Source organism: Streptomyces sp. WMMB303 (assembly GCF_029351045.1).
Lineage (GTDB): Bacteria > Actinomycetota > Actinomycetes > Streptomycetales > Streptomycetaceae > Streptomyces.
Window position 1 is genome coordinate 4,509,865 of the sequence record NZ_JARKIN010000001.1, and the last position, 25,204, is coordinate 4,535,068.

Genomic DNA, 25,204 nt, shown 5'->3' on the forward strand with positions numbered 1-25,204 from the left:
TCTCCTCACTCTCCGCCGCGCAGGATGGAGTTGCCCTGGAACAGGTGCTGCTCGCGTGCGCCGGGCGGCGGGACGTCCAGGGCGAGGCGTCCGCTCTGGCCGTAGAAGGCGACGGGGTTGCGCCACAGCACTCTGTCGACGTCGTCGTCCTCGAAGCCGGCGGCGAGCATGGCGTCGGCGACGTGGCCGGTCTTGAGCGGGTCGCTGTGCCCCCAGTCGGCGGCGGAGTTGACCAGCACCCGCTCGGTGCCGTGCACCCGCAGGATGCGGACCATCCGGTCGGGGTCCATCTTGGTGTCGGGGTAGATGGAGAAGCCGAGCCAGCAGCCGCTGTCCGCCGCGTCGCCCACCGTCGTCTCGTTGAGGTGGTCGAGCAGCACCCGCTCGGGAGGGAGCGGGGACTCCCGCAGGACATCGAGGGTGCGGGCCAGCCCGGCGGCCTTGTCCCGGTGCGGGGTGTGGACGAGGGCGGGCAGTTCGTGGTCGTGGGCGAGTTGCAGCTGTGCGGCCAGTGCGTCGTCCTCGGCGGGGGTCATCGAGTCGTAGCCGATCTCGCCGACGGCGACCACCCCGTCCTTGAGGAGGTAGCGCGGGAGTTCGTCCAGTACCGGGAGGCAGCGCGGGTCGTTGGCCTCCTTCGGGTTGAGCGCGAGGGTGCAGTGGTGGGCGATGCCGTACTGGGCGGCCCGGTAGGGCTCCCAGCCGAGCAGCGCGTCGAAGTAGTCGAGGAAGGTCGCGGGCGAGGTGCGCGGCTGGCCGAGCCAGAAGGAGGGCTCGACCAGGGCCCGGACCCCGGAGGCGTACATCGCGGCGTAGTCGTCGGTGGTGCGGGACGTCATGTGGATGTGCGGGTCGAAGATGCGGCGGGTCGGCCTGGTCATGGGCGTCACGCTCCTCGCTCCGGGCGCTGCTGTGGCGCGCGGCTGGCTACGGCTCGGGGGAAGGGCGGGGCGGGGTCGTCGGTGGTGCGGCGGCCGGACGGGGCGGGTGCACAGGCGCGGGCTTCCCGGTCTCCCCCGGCGCCGCGAGCCGGGCCAGTCGCAGCACCCGGTCGAGGTCCGCGGGCACGGAGCGGCCCGCCGCGGTGCGCTCGCGCGCGTAGTCCTCCAGCATGCGGGCGAGTTCCGCGTCCCCCGAGGCCCGGTGTGCCAGCCCGGCGAGCACGGTCAGCGGTACGCCGGTGAACAGGCACTTGAGCACACCGTGCCGCCACTGGTGCGCGTCCAGGTGTGCTGCGGCGTACGGTCCGAGCGCGGCGGCGATCAGCCGGGTGTCGTTGGTCCGCAGCGCGTCCTCGACCAGTTCCAGGGCCGCGGCCTGTTCGGGCGGCGGGTCCAGATGCGGCAGGGCCAGCAGGACGGCCCGCCGCTCGTCGCCGGTGCCGTGCCGGTAGAGCCGGGTCAGCTCCTGGATGCCGGGGGCGGCCGCGTGCAGGATGAGGACGCGGGCCGCGTCGACCGGGTCCGGCACATCGGTGCCGTCCGCGGCCGCTCCGCGGCAGGTGCGGCCGGCGCGGGCGAAGTGCAGCTCCCAGCGCGGGAGGCGGGGTACGGAGCGGGTGGGGGGCGGGTCGGGCCGGTTGCCGGACGGTGCACTCGCGGTCCGCCGGACGCCGTCCGGCGGGACGTCCGGGGCCGGGCGGTGCCGGTCGTCCGCCGCTTCGGCCAGCGCCCGGTGCAGCCAGGCGCGGGGCTCCGCGGCCAGTCGCAGCTCCAGGCCGGTGCGCAAGGAGGCGAGCGGGGTCAGCACGGGATCTCCTCCTGCTCCGGGGGGTCGTGCCGTACGGCGGCCGCCTCGGCCCGGGCCTCGGCCTCGGCGGCGGTCAGGAACGCGAGCGAGTCGGCCGCGCGTGCGGGGCCGGCGTGCGAATCGCGGGGCAGTTCGACCGTGACCAGGCCGTCGTAGTCCGCCGCGCGCAGCGCTGCCAGCACCGGCGGGAAGTCGATCTCGCCGTCTCCGAACGGCAGGTGCGTGTGGTCACCGCGCCGCATGTCCTCGATCTGCACGTGCCGCAGCCAGGGTGCCGCGTCCCGGACGCAGTCGGCCGGGGGACGCGGTTCCAGGCACTGGCAGTGTCCGATGTCGAGGGTGACCCCGAGGAGTTCGGGGCTGCCGAGTGCGGTGCGCAGCCGGTGGAACCCGGCCAGGTCCCCGAGCAGGTGGCCGGGCTCCGGCTCGACGGCCACCGGGACGCCGGCAGCACCCGCGGCGTCCAGCACCGTGCCGATACCGTCCGCCAGCCGCGTCCAGCCGGTCTCCGGCTCGGTGCCCGTCGGGAGGGGGCCGCTGAAGCAGTGCACGGCGTGGGCGCCCAGGTCCGCGGCGACGCGTACGGCCTTGAGCAGCAGATCGATGCGGGCGGTGCGGGCTTCCGCGTCCGGGTCGAGCAGCGTGGGGTGGTGCTTGCGGCGCGCGTCGAGCACATAGCGCGCTCCGGTCTCGACGGTGGCCGTCAGCCCGTGGCGGTCCAGTGCGCGGCCCACCTCGGCGGTGCGGGCCGGGAGCCCGGGGGCGAGGGGATCGAGGTGCATGTGGTCGAGCGTCAGCCCGACGCCCGCGTATCCGAGGTCGGCGAGCAGTCCGAGGGCGTCCTGGAGCCGCAGGTCGGCCAGGCCGTTGGTGCCGTAGGCGTAGCGCAGCGCGGAGGCGGTCCTGGACGGGGTCATGTGGGGCTGACCTTCCGGGAGAGGCGGCGGGCGAGAGGCAGCAGGCCGAGCAGTGCCGCGGCGGAGAGCGAAGAGGTGGTCCGGGCCCGCGGCGGGTGGGAGGTGCGGCAGCCGCGCGCGGTGAGTGCGGCCTGGAGCGGGAGCATGGCGCGGATCCCGCCGCCCACCGCGCGCTGGAGCAGCGGCGGCGAGGGGTTGAGCGCGGCGTGTGCCAGCGGTCGGGCGGCTGTCGCCGCGTAGGCGGTACTCGCGGCGAGGGTCAGTGGTGCCCGCTGCCGCGTCAGCACGGCCGTGGTCGCCGCCACCGCGCCCAGTGCCGCCAGCGGCACCGCCGGGGCGCCGCCCTCCGCCTCTCGGCGGGAGACGGAGGTGACCGCGAGGGTGTGTGCCCCCATGAGGGCGGCCGCGCCCAGCACCGGTGCGGAACCGGGCCCCGGCGGGGGTGCCGGGGTGCCGTCGGTCCCGGGCGCTGCGGGGCGCGCGGTGGCCGCCGCGCCCAGGAGTATGTCCAGGGAGCGGGCCGCCGCCATGGCGGCGGGACCTGCCGGGGTGTGCTTGAGGCGGAGGTCGTAGGCCCACACGGTGGTGGCCAGCGCGGTGGCGGTGAGGAGCGGGAGGCGGCCGGCGCGGGCGGCCAACGCCAGCCCGGCGGCGGTCAGTCCGGTTGCCGCCGCGAGGGCGGACCGCGGCTGGATGCGGCCCGAGGGCAGCGGCCGCTGCGGGCGCTCACGGGCGTCTTCTTCTTGGTCGGCCCAGTCGTTGAGCGCCATGCCCGCCTCGTACAGGCACAGCGAGGCTCCCGCGGCCAGCGCAGTCCCCCGGCCCGGGCCACGGCCGGCCGCCACGGCGCCGACCACCGCGTCGCCGGGCACGGTGGAGACCGCGGAGATCCGCAGGAGTTGCGCCCAGGCGGCTCCTCGGCCGGTCATCGGGCGGCTCCCGTGCCGTCGGCGGACGCACCGTCGGCGGACGCGGCACGCTCGTCCACTCCGGCGGCGCCGCCCGGCCCGTGCCGGAAGCCGTACGCGAGGTCGAGCAGGGCCCGCCACTGCCCCGGCAGGTCGGCCGGACCGCTGTCGGGGTCCTTGAAGTAGAAGCCCAGTCCGGGCACCGGGCCGGTGCGGCCGCGTTCGTCGGCGCGGGCGAGCAGCCGGGCCAGGTCGAGGACGAGCGGGGCGGCGAGCGCCGAGTCGCAGCCCTGCCAGGTGGTCTGCAGCGTCATGCGGGAGCCGAGGAAGCCGTCGAAGGCGATGTGGTCCCAGGCGGTCTTCCAGTCGCCCATCGCCGGGACGTCGTCGATGTGCACCTCTCCTTCCGGGAGGGTGCCGAGGTTGTCGGCCAGGACCCGCGCCTTGCCCGCGTTCTTGGCGGCCGCCGCCGCGGGGTCGGCGAGTGCCGCGCCGTCTCCGCCGCCGAGCAGGTTGGTGCCGCTCCAGGCGCGTACGGCCAGCGCGCGCTGCGCGAACATCGGGGCCAGGACCGAGCGCAGCAGGGTCTGCCCGGTCTTGCCGTCCCGCCCCGCGTACGGGACGCGGGCGGTACCGGCCGCTGCGGCCAGTCGAGGGTGGTGGAGGCCCGCGGACGGGGTGAAGTTGACGTACGGGCATCCCGCGCGCAGGGCCGCGGCCGCGTAGCGGGAGCTGGGCGGCAGGGGGGTGTGCGCGGTGCCCGGCGCCTCCTCGGATACGGGCGGGGACGGCTCGGTGCTGGCCACGTTGATCACCACGGTGCGGGCCAGGCCGTGGGTGCGGGTGAATTCGGTGAGGTCGGCCGCGTACCCGGCGATCAGTTCTTCCTCGGCGTCGGCGTCCTCCGCGGCCGGTCCGGCCGGCGGGGCGCCGGGGCGGAGGGCGGCGTCGGCGGTGGCGAGTTCGGCGCGGACCGCCGCGGGCAGGCCGTGCGGGAGGACACCGGCTTCGGCGAGGGCCTCGGCCCGCTTGGGCAGCGGGCAGGAGGCGGTGTCGTGTCCGCCGAAGACGAGGGAGTCCAGCGGTGGCAGCCCGGCACCGGCGAAAGGCTCGGTCTCGGTGACCATCCCGACGGGTGGATGCAGCCGGGCTGCGAGCGCCGCGGCTCCGGTGATCGCGGTGGTCGCCACGGAGCCTCTGGCGCCGATGAGCCACACCCCGGTACGGGGCGGCCGGACGTCGGAGCTGTCGGTGCGGTCGGTCACGGTGTCCTCCCTGATGTGCTGCGTACGAGGGGCCGCCGGGGGGGCGCGGGACGGGGCCACGCCTGCGCCCCGGGGGCGGGCAGGCCGGGCCCGGGCCGGGTTCGGGCCCGGCCCGGGCGGCCGCTGGGGTCAGCGGGGTGCCGACGCGCGGATGCGTACGTCGCGGAAGGCGACCTCGTCCCCCTCCCCGTGGTTCTGCAGGCCCACGTATCCGTCCGTGAGGCTCCGGGCCGGGTCGGTGTTGGTGAAGTCGTTGATCAGTACACCGTTGAGATGGACGCGCAGCCGCTCGCCCTCGACCCGGATCTCGTAGGTGTTCCACTCCCCCGGCGGGTTCAGCGCGGCGTCCCGTGCCTCGCGGTCGGCCGACTGGAAGCCGTAGACCGCTCCGGTGGTCCGGTCGTCGGCGTCGGTGGCGTCGATCTGGATCTCGTACCCGCGGTCCACGGCCGACCAGGGGTCGTCGGAGGCGGGGAAGCCGACGAAGACACCGGAGTTGTCGTCCCCGTCGGCACTCGCCATCCGCCAGTCGAGCTTGAGCGAGTAGGAGCCGTAGGAGCGGGCGGCGTACCACAGCAGGCCCATCCCGCCGCGGGTGGTGAGGGTGCCGTCGGCGCTCTCCTCGAACGAGCCGGGACCGGCCTGCCGCCACTCCTCGGTTCCGGGACCGTCGCCGGTTCCCTCGTACAGCGTCGTGTAGCCGTTCTCCGGACGGCAGTCGGCCCGCGCCGCGCCGGTCGCGTACCGGATGCCGCCCAGCAGGTGCGCGCGGAAGGCGGGATCGGCCCAGGACTCCCGGGTGTGCCCGGCACCGGTGTAGAAGGCGCGGCCGCCCGTGTACTCCTGGCACCAGGCCAGCGGGTGGTCCTCGCCCATCGTGCCGCCGGTGTAGGAGTCCTCGTCCAGGGACGCCAGGATGCGGGCGTGTGCGCGCGGATCGGAGCGATAGTTGTACCACTCGTCGGTGCGCTCCCAGTCCGCGCCCAGCTGCGCGGTGGCGGGGTGGGCGCGGTCCTCGATCCGCACCGTGGCGGGCTGGATCGCCGGGTGGGACGCGAAGTAGGCGCCCGCGAGCCCGCCGTACCACTCCCAGTCGTACTCGGTGTCGGCGGCTGCGTGTACGCCCACGTAGCCGCCGCCGTCACCGATGTACTCCTCGAAGGCCGCCTGTTGGCGCGGGCCCAGCACGTCGCCCGTCGTCGAGAGGAAGACGACGGCGTCGTACCGGGCCAGCTTCTTCGGGGTGAAGGCGGCGGCGTTCTCGGTGGCGTCGACGGTGAAACCGTGCTCGGCGCCGAGTTCCCGCACGGCGGCGATGCCGTCGGGGATGGACTCGTGGCGGTATCCGGCGGTCTTGGAGAAGACCAGCACGCTGCCGGCCGCCTGCTCGTGCCCGCCGGGGTGCTGCGCGGCCTGGCTCGGCGCGGCGAGCACACCGGCCAGCAGCGCACCGGCTGTCAGGGCGAGGCGGGCGCGAGGAGTGGATGCCCGGTTCATGCGCGTCCTCCGTTCAGCCGGTGGTGACGGTGAAGCTGTCCAGGTCGTAGAGCGCCCCGTCGCCTCCGGTGAAGACGAGGCAGAGCGTGTCCGCGTCCGCGGGGACGCCGCTGATGTCGGTGCTCACCTCGGTCCAGCCGTCCGTGGCGGAGATCTGCGCGGTGCCCAGCAGTGGTCCGTCGGGGCCGCCGGCGCGGACTTCGAGCGCGGCGTCCGCGGTGCCGGCCACCCGGGCGGTGAGTTGGGTGACGTCGGCGGGCGCGTACGGCTCGTAGGCGATCCACTGGCCGTCCCGCGCCCCGGTGACGGCCTTGCCGCCCTCTGCTTCGGCGGGCTCGCCGGTGCTGACGCCGTCCGCCGCGCTGGTGAAGTGCTCGGCCTGGCGGTGCTTGGGCTGCAGGATGCTCTGCCCGTGGCTGGTGAGCGGGGGTTGCCCACCTGCGCCGTTGTCGGTGTAGGAGGCGTCGAAGACGCCGAAGATGTCGGCGTTCGGGTCGTGTTCCCCGTCGGCGAGGGTCTTGATGGTGCCCTTGCAGCCCTTGGCGGAGGTGAGGGGGTGGCCGTGGCTGTCGTGGCCGAGGATGTAGGCGACCTCGACCCGGGAGCAGTCGATCTGCTCCTCCTCGGGGTCGGTGACCTGCACCTCGAAGGGGATCTCGTCGCCGAAGGAGAAGGGCTGCCCGTCGGCGGGGAGCTTCAGTTCGACCTGGGGCGCCGTGTTGCCGACGGTGATGTGCACGCCGGCGGAGCCGGTACGGCCGGAGGGGTCCTCGGCGGTGACGGTCGCCGTGTAGGTGCCGTTCGTCTCGTAGGTGTGTGTCGGTTCGGCCTCATTCGAGGTCGCGCCGTCGCCGAAGTCCCAGCTCAGTTCCGTCGTGTCGCCGTCCTGGTCGGTGGCCTCGGCGGAGAAGGAGACGGTGAGCGGGGCCTGGCCGTCGCTGACGTCGCTGCTCGCCTCGACGACGGGACTGTGCCCGTCGGTGGCGTTCTCGATGCGGTAGAGGGCGGAGTTCTCGTCGCCGTTGAAGTAGCCGGTGCCGTAGTCGAGGACGTACAGCGCACCGTCGGGGCCGAAGTCCATGTCCATGACCTGGGTCCCGGACCACGGGAAGTCGTTGATCCGCACGTTGCCGCCGTTCCGGTCCTGCTCGACCCGCTTGATCCAGCGGCGGCCGAACTCTCCGGCGAAGAAGTCGCCGTCGTACTCGCGGGGGAAGGCCACCGGGGAGTCGGAGTGGGGGTCGTGGCGGTAGACGGGACCGCCCATCGGGGACTCGGAGCCGTCGCCGAACTCGGGCACGGAGTCGCCGTCGTAGGGGATCCACGCCGGCTGGGCCGCGGGGAGCCGGGTGCGTCCGGTGTTACGGGGCGAGGTGTTGCGCGGCGCGGCGCAGTCGAATTTCTCACCGGAGGTGCCGGTGGCGAAGTCGTAGTCCGTGTAGGCGTCGTTCTTGCCGGTGCAGTACGGCCAGCCGTAGTTCCCCGGCCCGGTGACCCGGGCGAACTCGACCTGGCCCGCGGGGCCGCGCTGCGGATCGGCGGTGCCCGCGTCCGGTCCGTAGTCGCCGACGTAGACGGTGTCGGTCTTCTTGTCGACGGTCATCCGGAAGGGGTTGCGGAAGCCCATCGCGTAGATCTCGGGCCGGGTCTTCGCGGTGCCCGGGCGGAAGAGGTTGCCGCGCGGGATCGTGTAGGAGCCGTCCTTGCGGACCTTGATGCGGAGGATCTTGCCGCGCAGGTCGTCGGTGTTGCCGGCGGAGCGCTGCGCGTCGAAGGCGGGGTTGCGGTCGGCGCGCTCGTCGATGGGGGTGTAGCCGTCCGACTGGAAGGGGTTGGAGTCGTCGCCGGTCGACAGGAGCAGGTTGCCCTTGGAGTCGAAGGCGATGTCGCCGCCCACGTGGCAGCAGGTGCCGCGGTCGGCGGGGACGTCGAGGACCTTGCGCTCGCTGGACTCGTCCAGGGTGCCGTCGGCGCGCAGGACGAACCGGGAGAGCCGGTTGACGCCGGCGAACTTCTCGAAGTCGGCGGCGGTGCCGGTGTCGGGGGCGTCGCCCTCGGGGGTGTCGAGCGGCGGCGCGTAGTAGAGGTAGACGAAGTGGTTCTTGGTGAAGCGCGGGTCGACTCCGACGCCCTGGAGGCCCTCTTCGTCGTGGTTGTAGACGTCGAGGCGGCCGGCGGTCTTCGTGTCGCCCTGCGCGTCGGTGAGCCGCAGGGTGCCGTCGCGTGAGGTGTGCAGGACGGAGCGGTCGGGCAGCACGGCCATCGTCATGGGCTCGCCCATCTCGGCCACGCCCTTGGCGAGGGTCACCTGCTGGAAGTCGCCGGCGGCGCGCGGATCGGCTTTGCCCGGGGTGATGGTGGGGGGTGCGTCGGCGGCCTGGGCGGCGACCGCGGTGGCGCCGGTGAGCAGGAGAGCGCCGACGAGTGCGGCTACCCGGGTGCGGAGACATCGTTGTCCGCGGGGTCGAGTGTGCACAGCGGATCCTCCCTGGTGGGGGTGGGTTGACTGGTGCCGTGCGCTGCGCCCGCGCTGCACTGGAGGGGGCGCGCTGTTGTCCCGTACGCCTCAAGGACGGTAGCCGCGTTTATCCGGAGCGGGAACCCCTTTGACACGCATCCCCGGTAGTTTTGTCCACACGCAGGACAAAGGCCCGGGAGCGCGCGGCGGCCCCGCGCGACCGCACCGAGGCGGAAGCGCGCAGGGCGGAGCCGGGGCACCCGGAGCGGTGCCCGCGGCCCCGCACCGGCGCCGTGCGGGCGGTCAGTTGCCGAACGCCGAGTCGAACGAGGCAGTCGGCGGTTCGTAGTCGAACGCCCGCAGCCGCGCCAGGGCCTCCGGCGCACCGGCGAGCCGGTCCATCCCGGCGTCCTCCCACTCGACGGACACCGGCCCCTCGTAGCCGATGGCCCGCAGCATCCGGAAGACGTCCTCCCAGGCGACGTCGCCGTGCCCGGCCGAGACGAAGTCCCAGCCCCGGCGCGGATCGCCCCACGGCAGATGCGAGCCGAGCCGACCGTTGCGACCGTCCAGCCGGCGCCGGGCCTCCTTGCAGTCGACGTGGTAGATCCGGTCCCGGTAGTCGTAGAGGAAGCCCGCCGGATCCAGGTCCTGCCACACGAAGTGCGAGGGGTCGAAGTTCAGTCCGAAGGCGGGGCGGTGCTCGACCGCCTCCAGGGCGCGCTGGGTGGTCCAGTAGTCGTAAGCGATCTCGCTGGGGTGCACCTCGTGCGCGAACCGCACGCCCTCGGCGTCGAAGACATCCAGGATCGGGTTCCACCGCTCGGCGAAGTCCGCGTAGCCGCGGTCGACCATCTCCGGCGGCGTCGGCGGGAACATGGCCACCAGGTGCCAGATCGAGGAGCCGGTGAAGCCGACGACGGTGCGCACTCCGAGCGCCGCGGCGGCCCGCGCGGTGTCCTTCATCTCCTCGGCGGCCCTGCGGCGCACCCCCTCGGGGTCGCCGTCGCCCCAGATACGCGGGGCGACGATGGCGCGGTGACGCTCGTCGATGGGGTGGTCGCAGACGGCCTGCCCGGTGAGGTGGTTGGAGACCGCCCAGCACTCCAGACCGTACTTGTCCAGCAGGCGCCGCCTGCCGTCCACGTACCCGGGCTCGTGCAGCGCCTTGTCGACCTCGAAGTGGTCTCCCCAGCAGGCCAGTTCCAGACCGTCGTAGCCGAAGTCGCGGGCGAGGCGGCAGACCTCCTCCAGCGGCAGGTCGGCCCACTGCCCGGTGAAGAGGGTGAACTTTCGTGCCACGGTGACCTCCTAGGCGGTTGCCGCGGCCGCTCCGGCCGCGGATGCCTCGTGCTGGACCGGTGTGTAGACGCAGTCCCGCCCGGCGCTCTCCTCGACGGCGGCCAGCACGCGCTGGACCTGGAGTCCGTCGTCGAAGGAAGGTGCCGGCGGGGTGCCCGTCGCGATGGCGTGCACCAGATCGCGGGCCTGATGGGTGAAGGTGTGCTCGTAGCCGAGCCCGTGGCCGGGCGGCCACCACGCCTCCAGGTAGGGATGGTCGTGCTCGGTGACCAGGATGCGGCGGAATCCGGCTTCTCCCGCGGTCTGGGTGTGGTCGTGGAACTCCAACTCGTTGAGCCGCTCCAGATCGAAGGCGAGGGAGCCGAGGGTGCCGTTCAGCTCGACGCGCAGTGCGTTCTTGCGCCCCGCCGCGACCCGCGTGACCTCGAAGGAGGCCAGTGCCCCGGAGCCGAGCCTGCCGGTGAAGACCGCGGCGTCGTCCACGGTGACCGGGCCCCGCTCCCCGTCCGGTTCGCCCTCCCGCAGCGGGCGCTCGCGGACGAACGTCTCGGTCTGCGCGGAGACCCCGGCCAGTGGGGCGCCGGCCAGATGCTGGGCGAGGTCGACGGCGTGCGCCCCCAGGTCGCCGAGGGCCCCGGAGCCCGCAGCCTCCCGGCGCAGCCGCCAGGCCAGCGGGAAGGCGGGGTCGACCAGCCAGTCCTGGAGATAGCACACCCGCACGTGCCGCAGCTCCCCCAGCCTGCCGTCCGCCACCATGCGGCGCGCGAGCGCCAGCGCGGGGGTGCGGCGGTAGTTGAAGCCGACCATGGCGACCTGGCCGCGCTCCCGGGCCGCGCGCGCCGCCGCGGCCATGGCCTCGGCCTCCTCGACCGTGTTGGCCAGCGGCTTCTCGCACAGCACGTGCTTGCCCGCCGCCAGCGCCGCGATGGCGATCTCGGCGTGGCTGTCGCCGGGCGTGCAGATGTCGACGAGCTGGACGTCCGGGCGGGCGATCAGCGCCCGCCAGTCGGTCTCGGCTGCGGCCCAGCCCAGCCGCTCGGCCGCGGTGCGCACGGCCGCCGGGTCGCGCCCGCACACGGCGGCCAGCGCGGGCCGCAGCGGCAGGTCGAAGACCCGCCCCACGGTGCGCCAGCCCTGCGAGTGTGCCTGGCCCATGAAGGCGTAGCCGACCATGCCCACGCCCAGGGGCGGCGCGGTGGCGGGCGCGGTGCTGTCGTACGGCATCGAGGTCCTCCCTCTGGAGGGGCTCCTGCTCCGGCCCCGGGCCGGGAGGTGCCCCCGGATCTGCGTCAGCGGTCCGGACGGTGCGGCGGGCGGTCCCGGCGGAGGGGGCCGCCCGCCCGGGCTGTCAGGTGAAGCCGATCGGGAGGTACTCCTCGACGTTCTTCTCGGTCACCACCGCCGAGTAGAGGGTGACCTGGGCGGGGATCTCGTACTCGGCCATGCCCGCGATGCCCTTGCCCTGGCCGAGGGCGCGGGCCAGGTCGATGGCGGAGGCGGCCATGGTGGGCGGGTAGAGGACGGTGGCCTTGATGACGCTGTCACCGTCCTTGATGGCCTGCATCACGCGCTTGGATCCGGCGCCGCCGACCATGAAGAACTCGTCCCGGCCGGCCTGCTTGATGGCGCGTTCGGCGCCGACGCCCTGGTCGTCGTCGTGGTTCCACAGCGCGTCGAAGCTCTGCTGCGCCTGGAGGAGTTCGGACATCTTCTGCTGCCCGGACTCGACGGTGAACTCGGCGGCCTGCCGGGCGACCTTCTCGATGTTGGGGTAGTTCTCGAGCGCGTCGTCGAACCCCTTGGTGCGCTGCCGGGTCAGCTCCAGGTTGTCGATCCCGGCCAGCTCCACGACCTTGGCGCTCTTCTTGTCCTTGAGCTGTTCGCCGATGTAGTGCCCGGCGTTGAGACCCATCCCGTAGTTGTCGCCGCCGATCCAGCAGCGGTAGGCCTGCTGCGAGGAGAAGACGCGGTCGAGGTTGACCACGGGGATGCCGGCTCGCATGGCCTTGAGTCCGACCTGGGTGAGGGCCTTGCCGTCGGCGGGGAGCACGACGAGCACGTCGACCTTCTTGTTGATGAGCGTCTCGACCTGGCCCACCTGGGTGGCGTTGTCGTTGGAGCCCTCGGTGGCCTCCAGGGTGACGTCCTGGTATTTTTCGGCGCGCTTCTTGGCCTGGGTGGTGATGGCGTTGAGCCAGCCGTGGTCGGCCTGCGGGCCGGCGAACCCGACGGTGACCTTCTTGCCGGGCTTGTCGTCGGCGACCTCGGCCCCGGCCGAGTCCGTGCCGGCGTCGTCGTTGTTCTCGTTGCTGGTGCAGCCGGTGGCGAGGAGCGCGGCTCCGGCTGCCGCGGTACCGAAGAGCATGCTGCGGCGGCTGGTGGCCGGGAGGCGGGACTCGGGTGGGGTGTCAGGGGTGCGTGGTCTGATGTTCATGGCGTGGAACGACCCTTCTGGACCAGGACGGCCGCGACGATGATCGCGCCCTTGGCGATCTGCTGAATGTCCGTCTGGAGGTTGTTGAGGGCGAACAGGTTGGTGATGGTGGTGAAGACCAGGACGCCGAGCACCGAGCCGAGGATCGTGCCGCGACCGCCGCTGAGCAGCGTGCCGCCGATGATCGCGGCTGCGATGGCGTCGAGTTCGTACAGGTTTCCGTTGGTGTTCTGGCCCGAGCCGGTGAGGATCACGAGCATGAACGCGGCGATTCCGCAGCACAGTCCGGAGAGCAGGTAGAGCAGCAGCCGCTGCCGCCGCACGGCGATGCCGGCCAGCCGTGAGGCTTCCGGGTTGCCGCCCACCGCCACCGTGCGGCGTCCGAAGGTGGTGCGGTTGAGCAGCAGCCAGCCGAGCACGCAGACGAGCGCGAACACCAGGACGATGGGCGGGACGCCGAGCACATAGGAGTCCTTGACGCCGAGGTCGAGCACCGCGTCGACGGTGACGACCTGCGTCCGGCCGTCGCTGATCTGCAGCGCCAGCCCCCGGGCCGAGGCGAGCATGGCGAGGGTGGCGATGAAGGGCACCATCGGCCCGTAGGCGACCAGCAGCCCGTTGACGAGTCCGCAGCCGACGCCGACCAGCACACTGCACAGCAGCATCCCGCCGAGGCCGAAGTCCTGGGTGGCCAGCGTCGTCGCCCACACCGAGGCGAGCGCGACGATGGCACCCACCGACAGGTCGATACCGCCGCCGATGATCACGAAGGTGACGCCGACGGTGACGACGCCGATGACGGACGCCTGGGTGAGGACGAGGCGGAGGTTCTCGGCCGCGAGGAACTCGTCGGGTTTGGTGAGCGCCCCGACGACGGCGAGCGCGACCAGCACCCCGATGAGCGAGAGGTGCCGCACGTCGAGCGGGAGGCGGCGGACGGCCGGAGGCCGGTCCGCCGGGGGTGCGGGCGTACCGGGCTCACTGGCCGTGGTTGCTGGCGAGTTCATGACGGGTCACCTCTGAGGAGACGGAGGCCGGTGGGTGGATGCGCGGGCGTCGCCGCCGGAGGGCCGGTGCGGGGGCGCGGCCCGCAGCCGCACCCCGGCAGCTGTCGGGAGGTGCGGGGGCCGCTCATTCCGGGGTGCCTTCCATCACGAGGTCGAGCACCCGGTGCTCGTCCAGCTCGTGCGAGGGGGCCTCGTGCACCACACGGCCCTCGCGCAGCACCAGCACCCGGTCGGCGAGGCCGAGGACTTCGGGCAGTTCGCTGGAGACGAGCAGTACGCACACCCCGGAGTCGGCGAGCCGCCGGATGACGGCGTACAACTCGGCGCGCGCACCGACGTCGACGCCGCGGGTGGGCTCGTCCAGCAGCAGCACCCGGCAGCCGCGCAGCAGCCAGCGGGCGAGCACCGCCTTCTGCTGGTTGCCGCCGGAGAAGGTCCGTACCGGCCGTTCGGGGTCGTCCGGGCTGAGCGCCAGCTCGCGGGTGCGCCCGCGGGCCTCGGAGCGCTCCCGGGCCCGGTCCAGCCAGCCGCCGCGGGAGAAGCGGGGCAGCGAGGAGACGGAGACGTTGCGGGTGACCGACTCCAGCATCAGCAGCGCCTGGGACTTGCGCTCCTCGGGCGCCAGCCCCAGCCCGGCGCGTACGGCGGCGGGGATGCTGCCCGGACGCAGCGGCCTGCCGTCCACCAGGACGCGCCCCGCGGTGGGGCGGCGCGCACCGTAGAGCGTCTCCAGCACCTCCGAGCGGCCGGAGCCCACCAGCCCGGCCAGCCCCACGATCTCGCCGGGCCGCAGCTCCAGGTCGAGGGGCTCGAACTCGCCCGTCCGCGCCAGCTTTTCGGCGACCAGTACCGGCTCGGCACGCGGCGCGTCCTGCGCCGAGCGCCGGGGGAAGACCTGCCGTGCGTCCCGGCCCGTCATCCTGGCGACCAGTTCGTCGGTGGGTGTGCTGCGGGCCGGCAGGTCGCGGGCGGCGACGCGGCCGTCCTTGAGGACCGAGACCCGGTCCCCGATGCGCCGGATCTCCTCCAGCCGGTGGGAGATGTAGACGACGGCCACGCCGTCGGCCGTCAGAGCGCCCACGATCCGGAAGAGGTTGTCGACCTCGTCGGGGTCCAGGGCCGCCGACGGCTCGTCCATCACGATCAGCCGTACGTCGTGCGAGAGGGCGCGGGCCATGGACACGATCTGCGCTCCGGCGGAGGAGAGGGAGCCCACGAGCGCGGCCGGGTCGATCTCGGGGTGCCCGAGCCGGGCCAGCAGCTCCGCGGTCCGCGCCCGCGCCACCCGGGGACGGACCAGGCCGCGGGTGGCGATCTCGTGGCCGAGGAAGACGTTCTCCGCCACCGACACGTGTTCCACCAGGTCGAGTTCCTGGTAGATGGTGGCGATGCCCAGCCGCATCGCGGAGACCGGGGTGGGCAGCCGGACCCGTTCGCCCCGCCAGGTGATCTCACCGCCGTCGGGCTGGTGGGCGCCCGCGAGCACTTTGATGAGGGTGGACTTGCCCGCGCCGTTCTGGCCGAGCAGGCAGTGCACCTCGCCTTCCTCGACATCGAGGTCGACACCGTCCAGCGCACGGACACCGGGGAACGATTTGGTGATTCCGGACATCGTCAACAGGGGCATGCAGGACCTCCGTCCCAGGGGGTCGTACGGGAGTTCGCCGTGCGGGAGCGGTGCCGTCGATCGGTTTGCGGTGCGCTGTGCGTCGTACGGGCCGGGGACACTTCGCGGCCGGGAGCCGGGAGGTGGTGCGTGCGGGACCGGCGGAGTGCCGGCAGGGGCTACGCGGGCGAGAACAGGTGGTCGCTGGTGAGCCGGGCGGCGCCCGTCACCCCCGCGACCTGTCCCAGCTCGCCCAGGACGATGGGGAGGTTGCCGGTCGCCAGCGGCAGCGACTGGCGGTAGACCTGGGTGCGGATACTGGCCAGCAGAGTGTGGCCGAGCCCGGTGACGCCGCCGCCGATGACCACCAGGCCGGGGTTGAAGAAGCTGACCAGGCTCGCGATGACCTGGCCCACCCGGGCGCCGCCCTCCCGGATGAGGTCGAGCGAGGTGCCGTCCCCCGCGGAGGCGGCGGTGGCGATGTCGGCCGCGTCGAGCCTCCCCTTCTCGGCCAGCAGCCGGGCCAGTTCGGGCGACCGGCCCTCCCGGGCGGCCTCCTCCGCGTCCCGGGCGAGGGCGGCCCCGCCGAAGTACGCCTCCAGGCAGCCGCGGTTGCCACAGGCGCACTGACGGCCGTCGGGCTCCACCTGGATGTGCCCGATGTCGCCCGCGCTGCCGGTGGTTCCGCGGTGCACCTCGCCTCCGACGACCACTCCGCAGCCGATCCCGGTGCCGATCTTGACGCAGAAGAAGTCCCGCACCGAGCGCGCGACTCCGGCCTGCATCTCGCCGGTCGCCATCAGGTTCACGTCGTTGTCGACCATCACCGGGCAGCCCAGTTCCTGGCTGAGCGCCTCCCGGACGGGGAAGCCGTCCCAGCCGGGCATGATCGGCGGTGCGACGGGAGTGCCCTCCGGAAACCGGACGGGCCCGGGGACACCGATGCCCGCGCCGTCGAATCCGTCGGCGACCCCGCTGTCGCGGAGTTTGGCCACCATCGCCAGCACCTGGTCGAAGACCGCGACGGGGCCCTCTCGGACGTCCATGGGCTGGTTGAGGTGGCCCAGGACCTCCAGTTCCGGGTTGGTGACCGCGACGTCGACAGAGGTGGCGCCGATGTCGACCCCGAGGAAGCGGAGGCCGGGCGCGAGCCGGATGTTGTGCGAGCGGCGCCCGCCCCGGGAGGCGGCGAGGCCGTCCGCGACGACCAGCCCGGTCTCCAGCAGCCGGTCCACCTCGACGGCCAGCTTGGAGCGGGACAGGTCGACGCGGTCCCCGAGTTCGGCGCGGGACCGCGGGCCGCCGTCACGCAGCAGGCGGAGCAGCCGCGCCTGGTGCGCGTTCGCGGGCCGTGCAGTCATGCGCCTCACCGCTACCCCTCCAGCCGTACCTCTCGGCGTCGTGTCCGGGAAAGTACGGGGAACGTAGCAGCGGCGGCCGGAGTTGGAAAGAAGTTCTGCACAAACCCGTGCGACTTCTTCCCGGGAATGGACAAAGAGGGTCCCCGCAGGAGCCTGCCGGCTGCCTTAGAGTCGGAGCGACCAGGAGGTGAGGCACCATGGGCAGGGTCACCGCACGACGCCCCGTCGTACGCGTCCGGGAGGGGGCGGTCAGCACCCGGCCGGACACCCTCGTCACCGAGGAACCCCTGGAGATCCGGCTCGGCGGCACGCCGCTGGCGGTCACCATGCGCACGCCCGGCGACGACTTCGCGCTGGCGACCGGGTTCCTGGTCAGCGAGGGAGTCGTCGCCGCGGCCGAGGACGTCGCCGGGATCTCCTACTGCGGAGACGCCCGCGACGAGGAGGGCGCCCGCACCTACAACACGGTCGATGTACGCCTCGCCCCGCACGTTCCGGCCCCCGACCTCGCCGGGCTGGAGCGCAACGTCTACACCACGTCCTCCTGCGGACTGTGCGGCAAGGCCAGCCTGGACGCGGTCCGCACCACGGCGCGCTGGGAGCTGGACCGCGCACGTCCGCACGGCATCGGCACCGGACTGCTGACCCGGCTCCCGGACCGGCTGCGCGCCGCCCAGCGGGTGTTCGACCGCACGGGCGGGCTGCACGCGGCGGCGCTGTTCTCGGCCACCGGCGAACTCCTCGACGTACGCGAGGACGTGGGACGGCACAACGCCGTGGACAAGGTGGTGGGCCACGCGGCGCGGGACGGCGCGCTTCCGCTGCGCGACGCGCTGCTGATGGTCTCGGGGCGCGCCTCGTTCGAACTGGCACAGAAGGCGGTGATGGCAGGCATCCCGGTACTGGCGGCCGTCTCGGCGCCGTCGTCCCTCGCCGTCGACCTGGCGGAGGAGGCGGGGCTGACCCTGGTCGGGTTCCTGCGCGGCTCCTCGATGAACATCTACACGGGGTCGCATCGGCTGGCGCTGCCTGACCCGTCGGCCGAGGCGGACGCCGAGGCGGCCGCGGGCGCCGGCTGAGCCGACTGCCCGTCCGCGGGATGCCGTGCCCGTGCCCAGCGGCCGCCCGTCAGCCGCGGACCGCGCTCGGGCCGGGTGCGGTGTCCCGTCCGGGTTCCGGTTCCGGAGCGAGCTCCGGGACGGCCTCCGGAGCGGACGGCTCCCGGGCCCACCGCCGCGCCAGGTAGGCGCACACCAGCAGTTGCATCTGGTGGAAGAGCATCAGCGGCAGGACGGCCACGCTCGCCTCGGCGCCGAAGAGCACGCTGGCCATGGGCAGTCCGGCGGCCAGGGATTTCTTGGAGCCCGCGAAGCAGATGGTGAGGCGGTCGGCCCGCTCGAAGCCCAGTCGGCGGGCGCCGAACCAGGTCAGCCCCAGCATGGCGGTCAGCAAGGCGGCTTCCACGCCGAGCAGGGCCGGGAGCCGGGCCGGGCTGACCGCGCTCCACACCCCCTCGGTCATGCCCTGGCTGAAGGCGGTGTAGACGACGAGCAGCACCGAGGAGCGGTCCACGTACCCCAGCGCGCGCTTGTGCCGGGCCAGGAATCCGGCCAGGCGGCGGCGGAGCAGTTGCCCCGCGAGGAAGGGCGCCAGCAGTTGGGCGGCGATGCCGAGCAGGCCGTCGGCGGAGAGTGCGGCCCGGCCGCCGATGAGCCAGGCGGCCAGCAGCGGGGTGGCGAGCATGCCGAGCAGGCTGGAGTAGGTGCCCGCGCAGATGGCGGCGGGCACGTTGCCGCGGGCCAGCGCGGTGAAGGCGATCGAGGACTGGATGGTGGAGGGGACGAGGCAGAGGAAGAGCAGTCCGTCCTGGAGCTGCGGGGTGAGTACGTAGGGGACGAGCCCGCGGGAGGCGAGGCCCACCAGCGGGAAGACGACGAAGGTGCACGCCACGACGGCCAGGTGCAGCCGCCAGTGGCGGAGCCCGTCCACCGCGCGCGGGTGGACAGCCGCGCTCCGTAGAGGAAGAAGAGCAGGCCGACGGCCCCCTTGGTGGCCCAGGTGAATCCGAGCGCCACCCCGCCGGACGCGGGCAGCAGGACGGCGACCAGCACGGTGGCCACCAGCAGCAGGATGTAGGGGTCCAGGAAGCGGGCGATGCGGCGCATGGCGACCAACATACCGATCTGCGGAATCGGTCTTCCGAAACCCCGGGTCCACAGCGGGAGGCCCGGGGGAGCACCCTGCGGGGACATCTCCGGCGTCCTCCGGGACGCCGCTCCCCCTCCGTCACACCAGCCTCCGCTGACCCGCACTTCTCGCAAACACTCCGGTTCGCTCGCGAATATTCCGTGCAGAAATCCGACGGGCCGGGAAACGGCCTTGCGGTCATCGGCGAGGAGGTCGTCGAACTGTCCTAATTGACCGACTGACCTGCATCGACACCCCTGCCGATCACGGCCCGCCATCGGATACGGTCCTGGCGCGGTGCCACCTGGTGCCGCGCAGTCGAGGAGCAGAGCCTTTGCGCGAGTTCACCGTTCCGGCCCTGACGACCACCCCCCAGGTCGGCGGAGTGGCCGATGCCGTCTTCGCGCACGCCGAGCGGACGCCCCACCTGCCGCTGCTCGCCCGCAAGGGTCGGGACGGCAGCTGGCAGGACGTACCGGCGGCACAGTTCCGGGACGAGGTCATGGCAGTCGCGAAGGGTCTGCTGGCCCAGGGCGTCCGGTTCGGCGACCGCGTGGCGCTGATGTCGCGTACGCGCTACGAGTGGACGCTGCTGGACTTCGCACTGTGGGCACTCGGAGCCCAGTCCGTGCCCGTCTACCCGACCTCCTCGGCCGAGCAGGTCGCCTGGATGCTGTACGACGCCGAGGTGACGGCTGCGGTGGTCGAGCACGAGGACCACGCGATGACCATCGGTTCGGTCGTCGACGGGCTGCCGCGGCTCAAGAAGCTGTGGCAGTTCGACTCCGGAGCGGTGCAGGAACTGATCACCGCGGGGGCGCACCTCGAGGACGAGGTCGTCCACCGGCACCGGCTCGCCCTCACCCCGGACACGGTCGCCACGATCATCTACACCTCCGGGACCACGGGCCGCCCCAAGGGCTGTGTGATCACACATGCCAACTTCATGGCCGAGACCGACAACATCATCGCCCGGTACGACCGGGTCTTCAGCGCCAAGGCGGGGGAGCAGGGCTCCCTGCTGCTGTTCCTGCCGCTGGCCCACGTCTTCGGCCGGATGGTGGAGGTGGCGGCGGTGCGGGCCGGGCTCAAGGTGGGGCACCAGCCGGAGATGACGGCGCGGGCGCTGCTGCCCGACCTGGCGGCATTCCACCCCACCTTCATCCAGGCGGTCCCGCACCTGTTCGAAAAGATCTTCGCAAGCGCCCGCCGCAAGGCCGAGTCCGAGGGGCGGCTCGGCGCGTTCGAGAAGGCCGTGGAGGTGGCCGTCCGGTACGCCGAGGCCGTCGAGCACAAGGCGTTCGGCACCGGCCCGGGCCCCGGCGCCTCGCTGCGGATGCAGCACCAGTTCTACGACAAGTTCGTCTACGCCAAGCTGCGGGAGGCCATGGGCGGTCGCTGCCGGTACGCCATGTCGGGCGGTTCGGCCATGGAACGGCGGCTGGGCCTGTTCTTCGACGGCGCCGGAATGCGGATCCTCGAGGGATACGGGCTGACCGAGACGACGGCCGCCGCCGTGGCCAACCCGCCCGAACGCCCCCGCTTCGGCACCGTCGGGCAGCCGGTGCCCGGCACCACCGTGCGGATCGCCGAGGACGGTGAGATCCTGGTCAGCGGCGGTCAGATCTTCGCCGGCTATCTGAACAACGCGCGTGCCACCCAGGACACCCTGCGCGGCGACTGGTTCGCCACCGGCGATCTGGGCGCCCTGGACGACGACGGCTACCTGACGATCACCGGCCGCAAGAAGGAGATCCTGGTGACCTCCAGCGGCAAGAGCGTCTCCCCCGGCCCGCTGGAGGACCGCGTCCGCGAGCATCCGCTCGTCGGGCAGTGCATCGTGCTGGGCAACGACCGGCCGTACGTCTCCGCGCTGCTCACGCTCGACGAGGAGGCGGTGCAGCACTGGCTCGCGATGCGCCAGAAGCCCGAGACGGACCCCGCGGACCTGCTGCGGGACGAGGACTTGGAGACCGAGATGCGCAGGGCGGTGGTCGCCGCGAACACCCAGGTGTCCCAGGCGGAGTCGATCCGCACGTTCCGTATCCTCGCGGCGCCCTTCACCGAGGAGGACGGGCTGCTGACCCCGTCGCTGAAGCTGCGGCGCGCCGCGATCGAGGCGGCCTGCGCGGTGGAGATCGAGGCGTTGTACCAGGGCTGAGCGATCCGGCCCCGAACTGAACGAAAATGTGCTCGATACGGAACAGATGTCCGGCGGTGCTCGTTGGCCACGGGGGCGGCGGAACAACCGCCGACAGCGAAGCAACGCACGCACAACACTGAACGTAAGGACCCACGCGTGAGCAACGTTCCCACCATCACGCTCAACAACGGCGTCACGATGCCGCAGCTCGGCTTCGGCGTCTGGCAGGTGCCCGCCGACGAGGCGGCCACGGCGGTGACCACGGCGCTGGAGTCCGGCTACCGCAGCATCGACACCGCGGCGGCGTACGAGAACGAGGAGGGTGTCGGCCGCGCGCTGACCGCCTCCGGCCTGCCCCGCGACGAGGTGTTCGTCACCACCAAGCTGTGGAACGCCGACCAGGGGTACGACACGACCCTGCGCGCCTTCGACGCCTCCCTCACCAAGCTCGGCCTGGACTTCGTCGATCTGTACCTGATCCACTGGCCGATGCCGGAGGTGGACAGGTACGAGGAGACCTGGCGGGCCTTCGAGAAGATCCACGCCGACGGGCGCGCCCGCGCCATCGGCGTCTCCAACTTCCAGCCGACCCACCTCAACCGGATCATCCAGCTCGGCGGGACGGTACCGGCCGTCAACCAGATCGAGCTGCACCCCCGGCTGCAGCAGTCGGTGCCGCGCGCCTTCCACGCCGACCACCACATCGCCACCGAGGCGTGGTCCCCGCTCGGCCAGGGCGGTGACCTGCTCGACGACCCGACGCTGGGCGGGATCGCCGAGCGGCACGGCAAGACCGTCGCGCAGGTGGTGCTGCGCTGGCACCTCCAGCTCGGCAACGTGGTGATCCCCAAGTCGGTCACTCCCTCCCGGGTACGGGAGAACATCGACCTCTTCGACTTCGAGCTGAGCGGCGAGGAGATGGCCCGGATCGCCGAACTCAACACCGACACCCGGATCGGCCCCGACCCGGACACCATGAACTGGACCGGCGACTGACACCCGCCGGGGCCGCCGCGGCCCTCAGCTCGCTCCGTGGCCCGGCGCGATCTCCTCGATCCGCCGGGCCAGGGCGATGTCCAGCTCGGTGATCCGCCCGCCGGCACTGTGCGTGTTGACGGTGACCGAGAGCGTGTCGTAGCCCAGCGTCAGCTCCGAATGGTGGCCGAGTTCCTCCTGCAGCGCCGCGATGTGCATCGCCATCGCCGCCGCGGGAAGGTGCCCCGGCAGGGAGTAGCTGCGCGAGACGCTGTCGCCGTCGGTCGTCCAGTGCGGAAGACCGTCCAGTGCCTGCTCGGTCTCCTCGGGGGTCAGCGGCTGGGGCGCCATGAGGGTCCCTTCCTCGATCGGCTGCGGGCCGGCCGGACGGCGGTCCGGGGCCCCAGCCTGCCACGCGGTGTCGGTTACCGTCTGGTCCATGACGCTTCTGTCCGGGACGCACTCCGACGCCCCCTCCGTCGGGACGCTGCTGCGCGGGTGGCGCGAGCGCGCGGCGCTCAGCCAACTCGAACTGGCACTGCGCGCCGACTCCTCCGCGCGCCACATCAGCTTCATCGAGACCGGGCGCACCGCGCCCAGCCGCGAGATGGTCCTCAAACTGGCGGCCACCTTGGACGTCCCGGTACGCGAACGCAACACACTGCTGCTGTCCGCCGGCTTCGCGCCGGCCTTCGCCGCGACCCCGCTGGACGACCCGGCCCTCCAGCAGGTGCGCGGCGCGCTGGAGCGGATGGTCGCCGCCTACCAGCCCTACCCCGCACTGGTGCTCGACGGCTGCTACACGGTGGTGGCCGCCAACGCCGGCCTGGCCGCACTGCTGGAAGGGGTGGCCCCGCACCTGCTGGAACCCCCGCTGAACGCCATGCGGATCACCCTGCACCCCGAGGGGCTCGCCCCCCGCATCCGCAACCTCGCCGAGTGGCGGGGTCACCTGCTGGACCAGATGAGCCGGCAACTCGCCCTGCACCGCTCCCCCGCGCTGCGGGCCCTGCACGACGAGGTGGCCGCCTATCCGCTGCCGGGCGCGGACGCCGCTGCGCCCGGCGACGCGGCGGCTCCCGTGCCCGGGGACCAGCCGCGGTTCGCGCTGCCCCTGGTCATCGAGCACGGGGGGCAGACCCTCTCGTTCCTGTCCACCATCGCCACCTTCAACACCCCGCTGGATGTGACCGTCTCCGAACTCGCCGTGGAGACCTTCCTCCCGGCCGACGCCGCGACGGCCAAGGCGCTGCACGGCACCGGGTGAGATCCGCTAGCGTTCCTGACCGTGTCTCAGAACCCCCCACACCAGCACAGAAGCGGCAATCTCACCTTGCACCTCGGCAAGGAGGAGCTGGTCGTCCGGCAGCGCTACGAGACGACCAGCATCGCCAACGACGTCCTGATCGCGGTCTGGTTCCTCATCGGCAGCATCATGTTCTTCTCATCCGAGTGGACCCGCACCGGAACCTGGTGCTTCGTGTTCGGCAGCGTGGAACTGCTGATCCGCCCGGTCATCCGGCTCACCCGGCAGCTGCACATCCAGAAGATGCGCGGCGGCACCCGCGGGATGACCGCCTCCGACCAGGACTACTGACGTTCCCGCGCGGATTCCTCGGGTGCTGATGACGGACGACCGGGCACAAGCACCGCGGAACAGGGTCACCGGGCCGGGATCGGCTGCGTGAGGTTCACCGCGTTGCCGTCGGGGTCCTTGATGTGGGCGACACGCTGTCCCCACGGCATGTCGTTGGGCCCGGTGCGTACCGAACCACCCAGCGCCTCCACCCGGCCGAGCATCTCGTCGACGTCGTCGACACCGATGCTGAGCAGGATGCGGGGGGCTGCCCCGGTCCCCGGGTCCGCCTTGGCCACCAGCCCGAGGTCGGTGTCGCCGATGCGCAGGCCGACGTAGAAGGCCGGGCCCTCTACAGGGACCCGGAAGACCTCTTCCGCACCGAACAACTGCGTGTAGAAGCCGAGCAGAACATCCTGGTCGGCGGTGAGAATCACTGGCTGGATGCTGGACATGGCACTCCTGTCGGGAACGGTTGTGTCGCTGGGCAGACCGTCCGAGGACGGAGAACTCATCGGGAGAACCGCAGCGGCCCCGGGGGACGCCCCTGAGGACCGGGCTCAGGGATGTCCCCGAGAGCGGGTGTAGCCAGGTACACCCGGCGGGGCGGGCAACCCCCGCCCCGTCAGGCGGGCTGCGCGGCTGTCGGCGGCGGCCCGCGGCCGGAAGGCTCGCAGGTATGACGACAGCGATCGACGCACCGCAGCCGCGCACCGCCCGGGACTCCGGCAGCATCGCCCCGCGGGCCGCGCGGGAAGGCTCCGGCGGAGGGCGGCAGGGCAGCGACTTCTCCCGGCTCTCGGCTCGGATCTCGGACGCCGGACTGATGGACCGCAGACCGCTCTACTACGCCGTACGCCTCACGCTCGTCGGGCTGGCGTTCGCCGCCGGGTGGGTGGCCGTGTTCGCCGTGGGCGCCTCCTGGTGGCAGCTTGCCGTCGCCGGGTACCTGGGCGTGATCTACGGCCAGCTCGCGCTGGTCGCCCACGACCTGGCGCACCGCCAGGTGTTCCGCGGCCGCCGGGCCAGCGAGGTGTTCGGCCGCCTGGTGGGCAACCTGTGCATCGGGATGTCCTACGGCTGGTGGATGAACAAGCACACCCGGCACCACGCCAATCCCAACCATGAGGAACTCGATCCGGATGTCGCACCCGACATCCTGGTCTGGTCACGGGAGCAGGCGGCCGAGGCGCGCGGGCTGCCCCGGTTCGTGGGACGGCACCAGGCGGCGCTGTTCTTCCCGCTGCTGACGCTGGAGGGCTTCAATCTGCACGTCTCCAGCTTCCGGGCACTGCGCCGGCCGCATCTCAAGCGCAGGCGGCTGGAGGGAGGTCTGCTGCTGGTGCACACCGCCTGCTATCTGGGTGCGCTGTTCTGGGCGCTGCCGGCCGGTACGGCCCTCGCGGTGCTCTTCGTCCACCACGCCGTCTTCGGCGTCTATCTGGGCAGCATCTTCGCGCCCAACCACAAGGGCATGCCCACGCTCAAGGGCGACGAGCGCCCGGACTTCCTGCGCCGCCAGGTGCTCACCTCGCGCAACGTGCGCGGCGGGCCGCTCACCGATCTGGCGCTGGGCGGTCTCAACTACCAGATCGAGCACCATCTCTTCCCGAGCATGCCGACCCCGCATCTGCGCAGGGCCCGCCCGCTCGTCCGCGACTACTGCGCCGAGCTGGGCGTCCCGTACCACGAGACGGGACTGCTCACCTCATGGCGCGAGGCGATGCGCCATCTGCGGGACGTGGGCACGCCGATCCGGCACGGCAGCGGGACCTCCGGGCAGACGGAGGACGCCGGGCAGCCCGCGGCCTGATGCGCA

Annotated in this window: 21 protein-coding genes and 1 pseudogene; 6 read left to right on the top strand and 16 right to left on the bottom strand. The window is 72.7% G+C overall.

Annotated features, from left to right (window positions below; genetic code table 11):
• Window positions 1-5: 5 nt before the first annotated feature.
• The 13 genes from P2424_RS20035 to P2424_RS20095 form a co-directional block, all read right to left on the bottom strand.
• Window positions 6-881 carry a TatD family hydrolase gene (locus P2424_RS20035; RefSeq protein ID WP_276477135.1) on the bottom strand — a complete coding sequence of 292 codons (876 nt, stop codon included), beginning with the start codon at window positions 879-881 and terminating at the stop codon, window positions 6-8.
• A gap of 46 nt (window positions 882-927) precedes the next feature.
• A complete protein-coding gene (locus P2424_RS20040) occupies window positions 928-1,749 on the bottom strand; it encodes an EboA domain-containing protein (protein WP_276477136.1) in 822 nt (273 codons plus the stop codon).
• The gene (locus tag P2424_RS20045) at window positions 1,743-2,666 is read right to left on the bottom strand and encodes a sugar phosphate isomerase/epimerase family protein (protein WP_276477137.1); all 924 of its coding nucleotides are present in this window, start codon (window positions 2,664-2,666) and stop codon (window positions 1,743-1,745) included. Before P2424_RS20045 ends, P2424_RS20040 begins: the two co-directional genes overlap by 7 nt.
• Entirely contained in the window at window positions 2,663-3,595 is a 933-nt protein-coding gene (locus tag P2424_RS20050) for an SCO3242 family prenyltransferase (RefSeq protein WP_276477138.1), read from the bottom strand. The genes P2424_RS20045 and P2424_RS20050 overlap by 4 nt, the downstream gene beginning before the upstream one ends.
• A complete protein-coding gene (locus tag P2424_RS20055) occupies window positions 3,592-4,839 on the bottom strand; it encodes an inositol-3-phosphate synthase (protein ID WP_276477139.1) in 1,248 nt (415 codons plus the stop codon). Before P2424_RS20055 ends, P2424_RS20050 begins: the two co-directional genes overlap by 4 nt.
• Window positions 4,840-4,968: 129 nt before the next feature.
• Window positions 4,969-6,336, bottom strand: coding sequence for a ThuA domain-containing protein (locus P2424_RS20060; protein ID WP_276477140.1), 1,368 nt, complete (start codon window positions 6,334-6,336; stop codon window positions 4,969-4,971).
• 13 nt (window positions 6,337-6,349) lie between these two features.
• Window positions 6,350-8,812, bottom strand: coding sequence for a PQQ-dependent sugar dehydrogenase (locus P2424_RS20065; RefSeq protein ID WP_276477141.1), 2,463 nt, complete (start codon window positions 8,810-8,812; stop codon window positions 6,350-6,352).
• Between the two features lie 285 nt (window positions 8,813-9,097).
• A complete protein-coding gene (locus tag P2424_RS20070; RefSeq protein ID WP_276477142.1) occupies window positions 9,098-10,096 on the bottom strand; it encodes a sugar phosphate isomerase/epimerase family protein in 999 nt (332 codons plus the stop codon).
• Window positions 10,097-10,105: 9 nt separating this feature from the next.
• The gene (locus tag P2424_RS20075; protein ID WP_276477143.1) at window positions 10,106-11,320 is read right to left on the bottom strand and encodes a Gfo/Idh/MocA family oxidoreductase; all 1,215 of its coding nucleotides are present in this window, start codon (window positions 11,318-11,320) and stop codon (window positions 10,106-10,108) included.
• Between the two features lie 124 nt (window positions 11,321-11,444).
• Window positions 11,445-12,530 carry a substrate-binding domain-containing protein gene (locus P2424_RS20080; protein ID WP_276477144.1) on the bottom strand — a complete coding sequence of 362 codons (1,086 nt, stop codon included), beginning with the start codon at window positions 12,528-12,530 and terminating at the stop codon, window positions 11,445-11,447.
• Entirely contained in the window at window positions 12,527-13,537 is a 1,011-nt protein-coding gene (locus P2424_RS20085; RefSeq protein WP_276477145.1) for an ABC transporter permease, read from the bottom strand. The genes P2424_RS20080 and P2424_RS20085 overlap by 4 nt, the downstream gene beginning before the upstream one ends.
• A gap of 124 nt (window positions 13,538-13,661) precedes the next feature.
• Entirely contained in the window at window positions 13,662-15,164 is a 1,503-nt protein-coding gene (locus P2424_RS20090) for a sugar ABC transporter ATP-binding protein (protein ID WP_276477146.1), read from the bottom strand.
• A 158-nt stretch (window positions 15,165-15,322) separates the two neighbouring features.
• The gene (locus P2424_RS20095) at window positions 15,323-16,504 is read right to left on the bottom strand and encodes an ROK family transcriptional regulator (protein ID WP_276477147.1); all 1,182 of its coding nucleotides are present in this window, start codon (window positions 16,502-16,504) and stop codon (window positions 15,323-15,325) included.
• A 197-nt stretch (window positions 16,505-16,701) separates the two neighbouring features.
• Here P2424_RS20095 and fdhD point away from each other — a divergent pair, with 197 nt between their 5' ends.
• Window positions 16,702-17,583 carry a formate dehydrogenase accessory sulfurtransferase FdhD gene (fdhD, locus tag P2424_RS20100; protein ID WP_276477148.1) on the top strand — a complete coding sequence of 294 codons (882 nt, stop codon included), beginning with the start codon at window positions 16,702-16,704 and terminating at the stop codon, window positions 17,581-17,583.
• Between the two features lie 49 nt (window positions 17,584-17,632).
• Here the strand turns inward: fdhD and P2424_RS20105 are convergent.
• A pseudogene (locus tag P2424_RS20105) lies at window positions 17,633-18,669 on the bottom strand (bile acid:sodium symporter family protein).
• 356 nt (window positions 18,670-19,025) lie between these two features.
• Between P2424_RS20105 and P2424_RS20110 the strand changes: the two are divergent.
• Both P2424_RS20110 and P2424_RS20115 read left to right on the top strand, forming a co-directional pair.
• Window positions 19,026-20,852, top strand: coding sequence for an AMP-dependent synthetase/ligase (locus P2424_RS20110; protein WP_276477149.1), 1,827 nt, complete (start codon window positions 19,026-19,028; stop codon window positions 20,850-20,852).
• A 138-nt stretch (window positions 20,853-20,990) separates the two neighbouring features.
• Complete coding sequence (locus P2424_RS20115) at window positions 20,991-21,830, top strand: aldo/keto reductase (protein WP_276477150.1); 840 nt, start codon at window positions 20,991-20,993, stop codon at window positions 21,828-21,830.
• A gap of 24 nt (window positions 21,831-21,854) precedes the next feature.
• Here the strand turns inward: P2424_RS20115 and P2424_RS20120 are convergent, their stop codons facing one another.
• On the bottom strand, window positions 21,855-22,250 hold the full coding sequence (locus P2424_RS20120) for a 4a-hydroxytetrahydrobiopterin dehydratase (RefSeq protein WP_346660107.1): 396 nt from the start codon (window positions 22,248-22,250) through the stop codon (window positions 21,855-21,857).
• On the opposite strand from P2424_RS20120, the gene P2424_RS20125 reads away from it, so the two are divergent.
• Complete coding sequence (locus P2424_RS20125) at window positions 22,249-23,076, top strand: helix-turn-helix transcriptional regulator (protein ID WP_276477151.1); 828 nt, start codon at window positions 22,249-22,251, stop codon at window positions 23,074-23,076. The genes P2424_RS20120 and P2424_RS20125 overlap by 2 nt on opposite strands.
• Before the next feature lie 21 nt (window positions 23,077-23,097).
• Window positions 23,098-23,406: a YrhK family protein gene (locus P2424_RS20130; RefSeq protein WP_276477152.1), complete on the top strand. Its 309-nt coding sequence runs from the start codon at window positions 23,098-23,100 to the stop codon at window positions 23,404-23,406.
• Window positions 23,407-23,471: 65 nt separating this feature from the next.
• Here P2424_RS20130 and P2424_RS20135 read toward each other — a convergent pair whose 3' ends face one another.
• Window positions 23,472-23,840 carry a VOC family protein gene (locus P2424_RS20135; protein ID WP_276477153.1) on the bottom strand — a complete coding sequence of 123 codons (369 nt, stop codon included), beginning with the start codon at window positions 23,838-23,840 and terminating at the stop codon, window positions 23,472-23,474.
• Between the two features lie 224 nt (window positions 23,841-24,064).
• On the opposite strand from P2424_RS20135, the gene P2424_RS20140 reads away from it, so the two are divergent.
• The gene (locus P2424_RS20140; RefSeq protein ID WP_276477154.1) at window positions 24,065-25,198 is read left to right on the top strand and encodes an acyl-CoA desaturase; all 1,134 of its coding nucleotides are present in this window, start codon (window positions 24,065-24,067) and stop codon (window positions 25,196-25,198) included.
• Window positions 25,199-25,204: the final 6 nt, after the last annotated feature.

Excerpts from the sequence above, each read along its gene's own strand:
- P2424_RS20035 (WP_276477135.1), bottom strand. The coding sequence starts at position 881 with ATGACCAGGCCGACCCGCCGCATCTTCGACCCGCACATCCACATGACG.
- P2424_RS20045 (WP_276477137.1), bottom strand. The coding sequence starts at position 2,666 with ATGACCCCGTCCAGGACCGCCTCCGCGCTGCGCTACGCCTACGGCACC.
- P2424_RS20050 (WP_276477138.1), bottom strand. The coding sequence starts at position 3,595 with ATGACCGGCCGAGGAGCCGCCTGGGCGCAACTCCTGCGGATCTCCGCG.
- P2424_RS20060 (WP_276477140.1), bottom strand. The coding sequence starts at position 6,336 with ATGAACCGGGCATCCACTCCTCGCGCCCGCCTCGCCCTGACAGCCGGT.
- P2424_RS20075 (WP_276477143.1), bottom strand. The coding sequence starts at position 11,320 with ATGCCGTACGACAGCACCGCGCCCGCCACCGCGCCGCCCCTGGGCGTG.
- P2424_RS20080 (WP_276477144.1), bottom strand. The coding sequence starts at position 12,530 with ATGAACATCAGACCACGCACCCCTGACACCCCACCCGAGTCCCGCCTC.
- P2424_RS20085 (WP_276477145.1), bottom strand. The coding sequence starts at position 13,537 with ATGAACTCGCCAGCAACCACGGCCAGTGAGCCCGGTACGCCCGCACCC.
- P2424_RS20090 (WP_276477146.1), bottom strand. The coding sequence starts at position 15,164 with ATGCCCCTGTTGACGATGTCCGGAATCACCAAATCGTTCCCCGGTGTC.
- P2424_RS20095 (WP_276477147.1), bottom strand. The coding sequence starts at position 16,504 with ATGACTGCACGGCCCGCGAACGCGCACCAGGCGCGGCTGCTCCGCCTG.
- fdhD (WP_276477148.1), top strand. The coding sequence starts at position 16,702 with ATGGGCAGGGTCACCGCACGACGCCCCGTCGTACGCGTCCGGGAGGGG.
- P2424_RS20125 (WP_276477151.1), top strand. The coding sequence starts at position 22,249 with ATGACGCTTCTGTCCGGGACGCACTCCGACGCCCCCTCCGTCGGGACG.
- P2424_RS20120 (WP_346660107.1), bottom strand. The coding sequence starts at position 22,250 with ATGGACCAGACGGTAACCGACACCGCGTGGCAGGCTGGGGCCCCGGAC.
- P2424_RS20135 (WP_276477153.1), bottom strand. The coding sequence starts at position 23,840 with ATGTCCAGCATCCAGCCAGTGATTCTCACCGCCGACCAGGATGTTCTG.
- P2424_RS20140 (WP_276477154.1), top strand. The coding sequence starts at position 24,065 with ATGACGACAGCGATCGACGCACCGCAGCCGCGCACCGCCCGGGACTCC.